The 14,851-nt window shown below is 44.5% G+C and carries 4 protein-coding genes; 3 read left to right on the forward strand and 1 reads right to left on the reverse strand.

The features are described 5' to 3' along the window. A partial coding sequence (locus F2B13_RS20560; RefSeq protein ID WP_198440176.1) for a hypothetical protein occupies window positions 1-249 on the forward strand: 249 nt, incomplete at its 5' end. Window positions 250-397: 148 nt separating this feature from the next. Here the strand turns inward: F2B13_RS20560 and F2B13_RS20075 are convergent. Continuing rightward, window positions 398-2,014 carry a sulfatase family protein gene (locus tag F2B13_RS20075; protein WP_149304985.1) on the reverse strand — a complete coding sequence of 539 codons (1,617 nt, stop codon included), beginning with the start codon at window positions 2,012-2,014 and terminating at the stop codon, window positions 398-400. Between the two features lie 760 nt (window positions 2,015-2,774). Here F2B13_RS20075 and F2B13_RS20080 point away from each other — a divergent pair. Together F2B13_RS20080 and F2B13_RS20085 are read left to right on the forward strand one after the other, a co-directional pair. Continuing rightward, a complete protein-coding gene (locus tag F2B13_RS20080; protein WP_149304986.1) occupies window positions 2,775-3,911 on the forward strand; it encodes an FG-GAP repeat domain-containing protein in 1,137 nt (378 codons plus the stop codon). A gap of 944 nt (window positions 3,912-4,855) precedes the next feature. Then, window positions 4,856-14,824: a LamG-like jellyroll fold domain-containing protein gene (locus F2B13_RS20085; protein WP_149304987.1), complete on the forward strand. Its 9,969-nt coding sequence runs from the start codon at window positions 4,856-4,858 to the stop codon at window positions 14,822-14,824. Window positions 14,825-14,851: the final 27 nt, after the last annotated feature.

Here is a 14,851-nt window from a genome sequence, read left to right on the forward strand (position 1 = left end):
TTAGGAGGGTACGACGATACCACGGCGCAATGGGTAGTACGTAAGGGCCCTTGGAAGTTGATCGGCAATGTCAACGAGCCACGGGGCAAGGAAAAGAGTATCAAACTGCCCAAGTTGTACCTGGTCAATTTGGAAGAGGATATCGCCGAGGAACACAATTTGGTCGGATCTAATCAGGATAAGTTGAATGAGCTCTTGAGGCTTCATAAAAACTGGCTGAGTTCGGTCCGGTCAGAGATGAACAAGTAAATTCATGAGTTTTGGACCGGACTTCGGGGTAACAAATTAATAATGATTTGAGTTAGTTCTAGTCGTTGAGTTGAAGAAGAACCGATAGTATTTCTCCGTTTTTTAAGAAAGTATAAGCTGATTATCGCAACCTCCTTGAACTTAAACATTATTTAGTCCTTTCGGGCTTCGGAAATCGGCGCATCGGTGAATACCTCTTATAACTGTCGAATACCTCCTTATCCGGGCCAACGACCCGTGGGTCTTTCGAGCGTCGGAGTTCTCCCATCAATTTTTCTTTCATGACGTCAGCTATGGCTTCGTAGCCCGCGTCTCCGGCCAGATTGTTAAGGCAATAGGGATCTTCGGTAACATGGTAGAGCTCGACCTCGGGCCTTTTGCCATGTGCCAGGTCGAAGTACCTCGCCGTCTCTCGGTCTTCGAAATTTTCAATGATATAGGTTTTCGATGGGCAATCGTCTATATCGGTAAATGCGCCTCCACTCATGTACTTTCCGTTGCTGTCAAGGCCGTACATAGGCCAAAGTTGGGTCGAATCTTCGGGGCTATAGCGCTGCGGTGCGCCTGCAGGCCATCGTTCCGGTTCCATGTTCCAGATATAGACAAATTCCTTATAGCGGATAACCCGCTGGGGATATCCCCAGTTCAAATAGCGCGAGCTTGAGTGCCTTTCGCGGCCCGCAACCACAAAATCCTTGGTATCGTCTACGACGCCCTGTTTTTCGCTCCGCAGTATATCGAGGATACTTCTGCCGGACATGGGCAACATTCCTTGGGCACTGGTTTCGGTGAGTTCAAGGATCGTAGGAGCCAGATCCACAAAACTTATAGGGTCATCAATGACCCTTTTCCCAGGAAAAGCCTTGGGGTAACGTACAGCGAAAGGAACGTGGACCCCATATTCAAAACAATTTGCTTTTGCCCGGGGAAAGGGCATACCATTGTCCGCCGTTACAATAACGATGGTGTTGTCAAGTTCACCAATGCTGTCGAGGTAATCCAACATTTGTTGAAGGTGGTGGTCGAACCATTCGATTTCTACGGCATAATCGAGAAGGTCGCCACGAATTTCATCGGTGTCGGGCAGAAAACCAGGCACTTCTTTTACATCGTCCAGTTTTTTGCCCATACGCTTCCAAGAGCCTTTTTCATAGGCTCGATGAGGTTCAGAGGCTCCGTACCAAAAGAAAAAGGGTTGATCGCCTTTCACGTTGTCGATAAAATATTTGAAATTCTCGTAGTAATCAAGGTTCCGGATACCTTTGGCAAAACGGGCGTCGTTATCGGCGTTATAGTCCATACTACTGTGTGAAACTCCGGCCGCATCGTCTTTGCGCCATAAGGAATCCCTCTCGTTTCTGGCATACTGGAACGGGGAAACCCCCTTGCCAGTGCGGCCCGTGATATATCCATTGCTGTTTAGCAAATCTACAAAAGGCACGTATTTTTTCATCCATGAAGACGCATGTTGGCCCGACTGTTCGTTCTGCCAATGATAGCGCCCGGTCACGATACTGCTTCGGGACGGTGCACAGCCGGGGGAACCTGCATAGCAATTTTTAAAATAGATCCCTTCACGTGCGATTCTATCAAAGGCGGGGGTGTTAACGTAGTTACAGCCGGAAAAACTGGTATGTTGAAACGATTGATCATCACTGATCGCAAACAAAATGTTCGGGCGTTTCTGTTCAACGGTTTGCTCTTGCCAACCAATGCTGGAAACTATTAATAATCCCCAGATAAACATTTTATTTAGCCTAGTCATATTGTTTAGCTTTTTGAAATTACGGACCATAACGTAGCCATAAAGAGGGTAATTACGGACGGGGAACTAAGATAAGGGATTTTTAATGCCCTGGATGGTAGTTTTCTTCCTTACGGGTACAGATTTCGAAATGGCCTCTTTGTAATTTTCTTTCGTACGCTTCTATATCGGCATCGATTATCTTTTTTAAAGGAGGCAGGCTACTTGAAAGATGGGGTAGCTGTGTGGTGGTTTTTTCTCCGCAGCAAGGTAAAAACATCCTGTTTTTCGTACAAAGTGGTTTTTTTTACATTGGTTCCCAGATGGTTAAGTAGTGGTTTATATTGTTGAACGAGCATAGTTTGACCCTCCTTTGTCACCACTTCGGCTGTATTTCTTTTTACCCCTATTGGCGGTTCTTCCTGCTATTCAAGGAATCGAAGGAAAAGTCGAAAAATAGGAACCTTTCAATCGAAGAAAAGCTGCGTTGGAGTTACTTCAAAATACTTCGACAAGCAACGAATGTCTTGCAGAACTATGATTGAACAAAATAGCTGCTTCGGAATATCTTCTTCGACATGTTATCTAAGAAAATTGTTGGACATGATGACTCCTCTACATTTCCTCAAAAAAAGCATCTTTTAGAAATGGTAATGAATACGTTTTCACTATCTGAAAGAGTATGGGAATTGGCAGAAGTTTTATAGGCTGTTGAAACCCAAGTAGATGTAAAGTTTTGTATCTTGAATGACAATGGTTCAAACCGCAAATAAACGAACTTATGATACCCTTGTTTTTTTCTTTATTCGCTCTGTTCAACCCCATATCCGATCCTGATCCGGTATTCGAAGCCCAAACCATCGATGACAATATCGCCATTGGTTACGGCCTTGCTATCGGCGATGTAGATGGCGATGGTAAGCCTGACATACTACTGGCGGATAAAAAGGAATTCGTGTGGTATAGGAACGGCGATTGGAAGCGCTTCGTGATGATCGAAAACCTTACCGACTCCGACAACGTGTGCCTTGCCGCCCGAGATATCGATGGTGATGGCATGGTGGAGGTCGCTGTGGGCGCTCAGTGGAATCCCGGGGAAACCAGCGATGACATGGCATCGGGAAGCGTTCATTACCTCATCAGACCGGAGGATCCTACAAAAAAATGGTCGGCCGTAAAGCTCCACCACGAACCGACCGTTCACCGGATGCACTGGGTCCGTACTGCCGATAATAATTATCAACTAGTCGTATTACCGCTGCACGGCCGGGGCAATTCAAATGGTGAAGGTAAAGGGGTGAAGGTTTTTGCCTATCAAATGCCGAATGACCCGACCGGGCCCTGGAAATTATCGCTCATCGATCAATCCATGCATCTCACGCACAATTTCGATATTTCCGATGCAGGAGCATCTGAGCGGATGTACATTGGTGGCAAGGAAGGGATCAAGGTTTTTAACTACGAAGGCCAAAATTGGACAGCCCCGGATACCGGAAATATCTCAGGGCATAGTTTTGGGGAAGTTCGCGTAGGACAAATGGATGACGGGCTTTTTGTTACGGGCGTGGAGCCCATGCACGGTAATGAGCTGACCGTTTATCTGCCGGGCAGCGACCAACGTATGGTGCTCACCGATGGACTTAATCAGGGCCATGCCTTGGCAACCGAAGATTTTCTCGACTCCGGTACCGATCAAATTGTGGTCGGTTGGCGTCGGGCAAATGCCGATCAGGAGATAGGTATCAAGATCTTTATAGCTACGGATTCCCAAGGTACCCGCTGGAAAGGCCATTGGGTCGATAAAAACGGGATGGCCTGTGAAGACCTAAAAGTAGCTGACCTGAACGGCGATGGAAGAATGGATATCATCGCGGCCGGGAGGGACTCGCACAATTTAAAAGTGTATTGGGGAAAGTAGGCAATGTGCCCTAACGACCTGCTACACGCAGTTCGGTGATTTCTACGGAAAAATAGAAAAACCCTCAACTATTATGGACGTGATAATGGACTACCGTATATATGACTTCCATAGTCGGTCGACCACAGTGCGCAAAGGCGGTATCTGTCAATATTTTGCGGTATAAATTGCCTTGCCAAATTGCTTTTAGCCCTGTATCATGGCACACTGGTCGCTCGAGGTGACGGCTGAAAGCTGGTTGAGGCCGGGGCGGCCCTTCAATTTTGGTTTAGCAGGTCGTCATCTAAACCTTCTATTTCTTCATTTATTTTTGTTAGGCCTTTTCATGTTTTTTGCTTCATTCGTCGAAAAAAGATTTCATTTTTAATTATACTATTAGCGAAATAGGTAAACTTCCAAGGCCTATGCCTAGGGTCGAGTCAAATATAGGCTAAGACTGAAAATTTGGTACGAACAATTCGATACTTCAGAAAAGGTTTAAAGTGGCATCTTATACCGGTTAAACCAACGGTAGGGTAAATATTTTATTTTGGACAGTAACATTCTTGATATAATTAAAAAGCTCCTATACTCCTTCCATTACTTTAGTTCGCTAATCTAAGTTTCGCTGCAGAAGAGATAGCTATTTTGAGCTAGCACTAATGTAATCGGGCGCTTTAATATTTGTTGATTGTTTTCGCCTTAATTCCTAAAATTATTCTTTGACCAGGTCATTGATTTCCTTATCCTCATGGACGGAGGAGTTCTATTCTTACGCAATTCCTGCCAACACTGTAATTACTTACACTTTTTGAAGTAAACTAAGTATTTCATCGATGAAACACTACGTTCATCGATGTTTTCGCATACATAATACGGTCAATACACATCATTTTGTAGGAATAAACGTATAAATATTATCATATTCGACCTCTTAAGTATAACCAAATACCAAGGTCGATATCATGAACGTTCAACCTCAATCAATCCCAAAGAATACTAAGTTAATTTTATTTTCTATAATTTTTTGGGCTCTTGGCTCCTCTGTTCTTTTTGCACAAACAGGACCGGGAGGTGTATCAGAAAACCTCCAAGGGTGGTGGAAAGCCGATGGACAAATCTATTCTGATGCAGGAACTACCTTGGCCACAAATTCGGACCCGATTTACCAATGGAGTGATTTTAGCTCAAACGGAAATAATTTCATACAAGTAAATTCTGGTGAACGACCCCTATTCAGTGCCGCAACATTGAACTTTAACCCTCAGGCAATATTTGATGGTACAGAGTTTATGGACGCAAGTGCTACAACGGGACTCCCTAATGGCAATAGCGCCCGTTTTATGCGGTTGGTCACCACCTCTACAGCTTCTTTTACGGGAAATCACGTGCCCTTTGCCCATGGGACCGGCACGCAAGACCAAGCCCATGTAATAGCAGGTTCTACGAACAGCAATAGTCTACTTTATGGTTCATGGGAAGCTGTGAACGATGTTACAAGCCCTAACTTCTGGACACTCGATCAACCTCATATTATTGGTGGTGGCTACGATGGCGTTTCAAACACTTATCTACAAGCCAATGGAACTACATTGGAAACGAGGGATGGAGCACGGCCAACGTGGAACACGGTGAACAGTCTTATGCGCATTGGAGCCGACGTGGCCACTACCGCTGGTGAGTTCTGGACCGGGAACATTGCGGAAGTCCTAGTTTATGACACTTATCCTACCGTAATAGAACAACAACAGATTGATAGTTACCTAGCCCTTAAATATGGTATCAGTCTTGACCAAACCTCGGATTTTGATTATTTGGCTTCGGATGGCAGCATTATTTGGGATGCTTCTAACAATACAGGGTACAAAAATGACATTTTTGGAATTGGCCGTGATGATGATTCCGGCTTGAATCAGAAGATATCCAAATCGGTCAATACCGGAGCAATATTGACCATTGCTTTGGATGTTAATTTTACAGCTTCTAACATAAATGCTAACCGTACTACCGAACATGGCAATGATAAGCAGTTTTTAATCCTGTCCAATAATGGCGAGACTATTACAAATACATACGCCGAAATAGATGGCACCAATTATAATAGTCATATCTCGAAAATCTGGAAGACGAATGCAACTACCAATTTTAGCCAAAGTGTTAACCTTAAATTTAATGGCTTTGACGAAACCTGGGCCTTATTAAAAGACGACGATGGTGATTTTAGCTCGGGCGCTAGTTCACTGGGTACGCTCGACTCTAATGGCGAGATTACAGGCGTAGTTTTGGCCAATGTTCAATTCTTGACCTTGGCAAAAGTAGAAAAAGGTCCCGGAGGTATCACCTCCAACATGGCATTATGGTTGCGTGCTGATAGCGGTATTATCTTGGATACCGGGGTTTCTATTTGGGAGGATCAATCTCTAGGTCAAAATAACCCGGTTCAAGCTATAGCAAATAGTCAACCAATAATCGGTTCAGAAACAATCAACTTTAACCCAAAGGTAAGTTTTGATGGTTCTAATGATATAATGAATTTTGACAATGATCTTGGCCTTACAGGAACCAATGCCTATACCATCTTTGGAATTATGAACATACCCAATGCCGGATCTAAAACTGCCATTCTAGCCACCGATGGTTGTGGTGATGGTTTCGCATGGTATCAAGAAAGCGTAGGTGCAGGATCGGGTTTGATTGGAATTACGCAATGTGGCACTACTGCATCTTTTGGAAATGCTGTTATCGCCAATGAAATAACTTTAAGGACCGCAACCCGTACATTTAATGGTGGGCACGACTTCTATAAAGAGGGCGGAAATAAGGTGACTGACATAGGATTGAACTTTGCAAGCCAAAATATGGCCTTAGGTAACACCAATGGCATTTATTCAGATATCCACCTTTCTGAGTTGATTGTTTTTAATACTGATTTAAGCGAAACGGAACGCCAAAAAGTGCATACGTATTTGTCCCTGAAATATGGTGTCACATTGGACCAAACCTCTGGTATAAATTACTTGGCTTCAGACGGCACCGTTATATGGGATGCTTCCAACAATACTGGATACGAAAAGGACATTTTTGGAATTGGTCGGGACGATGATTCCGGACTAAATCAAAAAGTATCCAAGTCTGTTAATTCAGGTGCTATTTTGACCATGGCTTTGAATGCTGATTTTACATCCGCCAACAATGATGCTGGCCGCTCTACTGAACATACCAACGATAAGCAGTTTTTAATCCTGTCCAATAATGGCGAGGCTATTACAAATACATACGCCGAAATAGCTGGCACGAATTATAATAGCCATATCTCAAAGGTTTGGAAGACGAATCCTACCAATTTTAGCCAAAGTGTCAACCTTAAATTTAATGGCTTTGACGAAACCTGGGCCTTATTAATAGATGACGATGGTGATTTTAGCTCGGGCGCCAGTTCACTGGGTACGCTCGACTCCAATGGCGAAATTACAGGCGTAGTTTTGGCCAATGTTCGATTCTTGACCTTGGCAAAATTAGTGAGTGGTCCTGGTGGTGTCCTAACTGATTTAAAACTTTGGCTTAAAGCAGATGACAATGGAACTACCATTACTGATGGTAACACGGTAGACACTTGGTTTAATAGAGGCGGAGCTATAAATGGTAATTTCATAAATGGGGGTGATCCGTCCTATGAAAATGATCCGAACAATACGCTCAACTTTAACCCAGTCATTGATTTTGATGGTGACGATTATTTTTTAAATAATGATACTAACTTCGATCTAACAGGACTCGGAGCACATACCTATACTGTTATAAGTAAGTTTACAGGTACTGCTGATCCAGGAAGCTACGATGCTTTTTTTGGCCCCAATGCCTTATATACGAATGCTGTGGAATTCATTATGAATAGTTCTAATGAAATACGTTTTAAACGTTACGGGGAAGGCGTAGATATAGTTACCGAAGGTGTAAATAGGAACAGGCCCAATATGATTGGAGCCTCTCGAAATGCTTCAGGCCTAGGGAAGTTTTATAACAATGGGAAAATCATTACGGCTAATACCAATAACGGAAATTGGAACGATTCTGCACGTTATTATGTCGGTGCATCCTATAATATTGGCCTTCTAAAAGGTACAATGCCTGAACTTTTAGTCTATAACAGGGAGCTTTCATCTACTGAACGGCAACGGGTAGAATCTTATTTGTCCATAAAATATGGATTGTCTCTAGATCAATCCACAGCTACCGATTATTTGGCCTCGGACGGTACCATCACATGGGACGCTTCGAATAATTCTGGATATAATAATGATATTTTCGGCATTGGTCGTGATGACAATTCCAGCTTGAATCAAAAGGTGTCCAAATCAGTTAATTCAGGCAGCATACTTACCATGGCTTTGGATGCTAATTTTACAGCTTCTAACACAGATGCCAGTCGTACTACCGAACATGGCAATGACAAACAGTTTTTGATGGTGGCGAACAACGGCGCTGCCCTCACCACACAAGTAACTGAACTTGAAGCTGCTTCCGGCTTCAACATACGTTTGGCACGCGAATGGAAGGTAGAAGCCACTAATTTTTCACAGAACATAAGTTTGAAATTTGAAGGTTATGATGACACATGGTCCTTGATAGCTACCCCAGATGGAAATTTCTCTGTTGGCGTGTCTACACTTGGGGTCTTGAATGCAGAAGGCGAATTTACCACTACAGCTCCATTAGCAGATGGTATAAGCTTTACTTTGGCTAGAGTTCAAGAAGCTCCAGGGGGCCAGTTTACAGACCTTACCATTTGGTTAAAAGCAGATTATGGAACGTTTGAATCAGGTTCTGAGGTTACAGTAGACGGTGCAACTATAGATCAATGGAATAACCAAGCAGATAATAAACTTACTCATTTCTCGGAATCGGAAGCAGCAGATAACGCATCTATAGTTCAAAATGGCCTTAACTACCACTCTGTAGTGAGGAGCGGTGGTGCAGATAAATTCATTTCTCAGGGAACAAACAGCCCAGATGATTTCTTGGATGCTGATGCCAATACGGCCTATATTGTTTTCAAAAGAAATTCAAGTGCCAGTCCGGCAAATGTTATTTTTCAATATAGGGAAGGAAATGATATAGGGTCGGGCGACACAGCAAACCAATTCAATCTTGAAGGGAACCCAGCTTTTTTCTCTGCGCCCAACCAATCCATACAATCATCAGAAGGTAGCAATCTTGATGACAATGCTTTTAGACTCTGGTCTATGCTAGATACAGATGATGCCAATGGGGACAACAATACCATATTTTCCCTTGGTCTGGAGAAGGTCAATCAAGTAAACGCAGGAAATATAGGGCTTTCCTCGGGTGATTTCTATATTGGTGGATATGAACTTGATACCCAATTTTCGGATATTGATATTGCTGAGTTTATTCTTTTTGAAAACCAGCATGATGACTCTACGAGAAAACGAATTGAATCCTATTTGGCTTTAAAGTATGGATTTTCTCTAGACCAAACCAATCCTACCGATTACATAGATTCTGAAGGTAATATTATTTGGGATGCTTCCAACAATACAGGATACAAAACAGACATTTTTGGTATTGGCCGCGACGATGCCAGTGGCTTGAACCAGAAAGTAGCCAAGTCTGTTAATTCCGGGGCTGTTTTAACAATGGCCTTGGACAACAATTTTATACTTTCTAACACAGATAGTGGGCGTAACACGGAACATACTAATGACAAACAGTTTTTGGTGATTGCCAACAATGGTGGGGCAACTACCACACAAACTATAGAAATTCTACCTTCTTCCTATAACACCAGGGTAATCAGGGAATGGAAAGTGGACAAAACAGCTAACTTTTCCGAAAACGTCAATTTAAAATTTGATGGATTTGATGAAACCTGGTCCCTCGTTAAAGATGATGACGGAGATTTTTCTACAGGAATAACTACGTTGGGAACATTGGACTCCAGTGGTGAAATCACAGAGGTTACACTGGCTGATGGAGACTATTTAACATTAGCTAAAAACGACGTCATTGTACCGACCATTACAAGCTTCACCCCAGAATTTGCTGGAAACGGCGAAGTAGTGACCATTACAGGTACCGGCTTTACGGGTACTTCGGCCGTCACCTTTGGAGGAGTTAATGCAACATCCTTTACGGTAAATTCAGACATTGAAATCGTAGCCAATGTAAATACAGGTACTTCAGGAGATATAACTATTACCAACTCTGCTGGGAACGATTCGACTTCCGGCTATATTTATAAAGTAGCACAATATGATTTTGAGGGAAATGCCAATGATACCACCGAAAATAATTATGATGGTACAGAAGTAAATGTAGTCACATATGAAACCGGTGCCCAAGGTCAAGCATTATGTTTTGATAATGGTCCCGGGTTTGTAAAACTTCCTGATAATCTTATCAGAAGCCTTTCGGAATTTACCATCTCCTTAAGATTTAAAACAACAGGAACCGGTAGTATTTTAGGATATCAAAATGTACAAGCCAACGTTTCCAATAACCCAAGCAATTATATTCCGATTTTGTTGATTACTTCAGATGGTAAACTGAAAGGCACCTTGTGGACTTCAACCAGCACAAGCATACAGGCCATTTCATCATCTACGGTGAATGATGGTAACTGGCACCAAGTAGATTTTACAGCTGGCACCAATTCAGTATCCATTTATTTGGATGGAAGTTTGGAAGCTAATACAACAGGTGCGGCAGTAGCTCATTTGGATATGATTTACAATCAACTAGGTTTTGCCCATACTAATCAATACAATCTCTCTGCCACAACATGGGAATATTTCAATGGTTGCATTGATGATATGGTAATTTTTGATCGAAAATTGACGGAAGCAGAAATTGAAACCGTAACAGAATTGCCAGAACCTACCATCATCTCTTTTGACCCTGTAGAAGCCGGTCAAGAAGATACTGTGGTCATCACAGGTACCAACTTTGACGGTGCCACGCAAGTCACTTTTGGTGGAATTGATGCAGCTTCTTACACTGTGGATTCAAGCACCCAGATTACAGCGGTTTTGGGTAACACAGCAGCATCGGGTGATGTGGAAGTGGTCACTGCCGGGGGCACCGCAACTTTGAGTGGATTTACCTTCACTTCAAAAACTAGTGTCACAACATCGGTATCATCATTGAACAGTATCATTTATTGCGGAGGAGAGACATCCTCGGCTCTTGATTTCGATGTTTCTGCCAGTGATGCCTATCAAGATATGGTCATCACCGCACCTTCAGGTTTTGAAATTTCGCTGAACGAGAATAGTGGCTTTGCCTCTAGCTTAACCCTATCACCAGTAGCTAATGCAATAGTCAACACAACTATTTATGTTCGTGTAGCTGCCAGTCAGTCCGGTCGACTTTCAGGAAACGTTGCAATAGCCTCAGGAACGGTTACAGAAAACATTTCAGTAAATGCAGAGACCAATAACTCCCTCTATTTTGATGGGATTGACGATTATGTTAATTTGACTAGTATAACCATACCCGATGGTGCAAGCGACTTTACCATTGAAGCATGGATATTGCCCGATAATTCCAATTGGGACGGGGACTATCACGCTATTATTGGTAATCAACAGGGAGCTATCGAAACTAGAAATCCCTCCTTCTATATTATCGATGGTAAAATTCATATTGACTCATATGAGGACAACACATTGACACGGTTCCCGTTTTTGGAGACGAATCCTTCGATTCTGCAGAATGTCTGGTCACATATAGCATTGGTAAAAGATGGCCTTCAGTTTATTGTTTACGTTAATGGACAAGAGGTCATCACTGCTCCGGCACCGGGTGCGATAAATATTACGGCACCTTACCAGTTCGGTTTCATTGATAATTATTTTGCCGGAAAGATAGATGATGTTCGTTTTTGGAGCGATTCCCGTACAGCCTCGGAAATCACAAATAACATGAATACTGCTTTAATGGGCAACGAAGCTGGACTTATTGGACATTACAATTTTAATGAAGGGGTCACAGAAGGTAATAATATAGGTCTGACGACATTACCGGATAATACGGCGTCTGCGAATGCCGGTACACTTAATAATTTCGCTTTAACGGGAATTACTAGCAACTGGGTACAAGGCTATTTTTCCCAAATTTCAGGAAACGCAACTGTGGCCATAGGGGTACAAACTCAGTTGACACATCTGGAAAGTGGCGGAGTCTGGGCAAGTAATGATAATGGTATTGCTACCGTTAACCAATCTGGTGTGGTAACTGGTGTGGCCTTGGGTACGGCTGAAATAAGCTATACGCTTTGCGGACAGACAACAATAAAAAATATAGAAGTCAATAATCCTCCCGGATTCACACTGAACCAAACTAACCTGACCATTGCTGAAAACGGGGGCACCGAAACCTTTACCGTAGTTTTAAACACCGAACCGACCAGCGATGTTGTTTTTGATATCTCAAGTGATGATACCGATGAAGCTACAGTGTCTTTAGCACAACTTACCTTTACCTCTGCCAATTGGGATACGCCACAGACCATTACGGTAACAGGTGTTGATGATGCAATAGATCGAGATGATTCGGCTACTATCACCGTATCTGTTAATGATTCTGGTTCCGATAATACTTTCGATGCGCTGGCGGACCAAACGGTAGCCATTACATTGACGGATGATGATACTGCTGCCTATACCGTAAGCAAAACCACGTTGACCATCGATGAAAATGCAGGTGTCGATACCTTCACGGTGGTACTGGACACCGAACCGACCAGCGATGTGGTGTTCGACATATCTAGCGATGACACGGGCGAAGCTACGATAAGTTCCGCACAACTGACCTTTACGGTCACCAATTGGGATACGCCACAGACCGTTACTGTAACAGGGGTGGATGATGCCATTGATAGGAACGACACGGCAACGATTACCATTGCGGTGAACGATGCCGGTTCCGATGATACTTTTGACACTTTGGCGGACAAGTCCGTGGCCATCACCCTTACGGATGATGATACGGATACAGATGGGGATGGCATTCTTGATCCTTCTGATAATTGTGTGTCAGTATCGAACGCCAATCAATTGGATACTGATTCCGATGGTGAAGGTGATGTCTGCGATACCGATGACGATGGGGACGGCACCCCCGATACGGACGATGCCTTCCCGTTGGACGAAAACGAGGACACCGATACCGATGGTGACGGAACCGGGGACAACGCCGATACCGATGATGACGGGGACGGTACCCCCGATACTGATGACGCCTTTCCATTGGACCCTTCAGAGGATACCGATACCGATGGTGACGGAACGGGCGACAACGCCGATACCGATGATGATGGGGACGGTACCCCCGATACTGATGATGCCTTCCCGTTGGACGATAGCGAGGATACCGATACCGATAATGACGGTACGGGCGACAATGCCGATACCGATGACGACGGGGACGGAACCCCAGATGTTGACGATGCCTTCCCGTTGGACGAAAACGAGGACACCGATACCGATGGTGACGGAACCGGGGACAACGCCGATACCGATGATGACGGGGACGGTACCCCCGATACTGATGACGCCTTTCCATTGGACCCTTCAGAGGATACCGATACCGATGGTGACGGAACGGGCGACAACGCCGATACCGATGATGATGGGGACGGTACCCCCGATACGGACGATGCCTTCCCGTTGGACGATAGCGAGGATACCGATACCGATAATGACGGTACGGGCGACAATGCCGATACCGATGACGACGGGGACGGAACCCCAGATGTTGACGATGCCTTCCCGTTGGATGAAAACGAGGACACCGATAACGATGGTGACGGAACCGGGGACAACGCCGATACCGATGACGACGGGGACGGCACCCCCGATACGGACGATGCCTTCCCGTTGGACGATAGCGAGGACACCGATACCGATGGTGACGGAACGGGCGATAACGCCGATACCGATGACGACGGGGACGGTACCCCCGATACGGACGATGCTTTCCCTAAGGATGATTCCGAGGATACCGATACCGATGGCGACGGCCAAGGAGATAACAGTGATGATGATATAGATGGTGACGGAATTCCAAACAATGAGGATCTTTATCCAAACGGAGATATTATTGATACTGATAATGATGGCATTCCTGATGTGGATGATGCTTTCCCGAATGATCCAAATGAGAGTATCGACAGTGATGGGGACGGTCAAGGTGACAATTCAGATCCGGACGATGACAATGACGGTACCCCGGACTCCGAAGATGCCTTCCCGTTGGACAGCTCAGAGGACACCGATACCGACGGCGATGGAACCGGTGACAACATTGACAATGACATCGACGGAGATGGAATACCAAATGATGAAGATATTTATCCAAACGGTGAAATTACCGACACGGATAACGATGGCGTACCGGATTCAGAAGATGCCTTCCCCAACGACCCCAATGAAAGTGTCGACGGTGATGGCGATGGTATCGGTGACAATGCCGACCCTGACGATGACAACGACGGGGTCCCCGATACGGAAGATAAGTTCCCTTGGGATCCTACTGAAGATGCAGATACGGATGGTGATGGAACGGGCGACAACGCTGATACCGATGATGACAACGATGGCATTCCTGACAATGACGATGATTTCCCAAGGGAGAGTGAACCCCTCATTGTACCTGCGGAGGCCTTTACCCCGAACGGCGATGGTAACAACGATACTTGGGTCGTTCCAGGCATAGGGAACTATCCAAACAATGTTGTGCGGGTATACAATAGATCTGGCCATGAGGTCTTTGCCGTCAAGGGATACAGAAATGATTGGACGGGAAGCTATGGGGATAATCGGGAGAAACTCCCCGCAGGATCCTACCTGTACGTAATCGACCTTGGCGACGGAAGTGCGCCCCTACAGGGATGGATATTCATTAATTACTAAAATCAACATCAACCAAAAATATAATAC

This window comes from Pareuzebyella sediminis (assembly GCF_008367235.1).
GTDB classification, from domain to species: domain Bacteria; phylum Bacteroidota; class Bacteroidia; order Flavobacteriales; family Flavobacteriaceae; genus Pareuzebyella; species Pareuzebyella sediminis.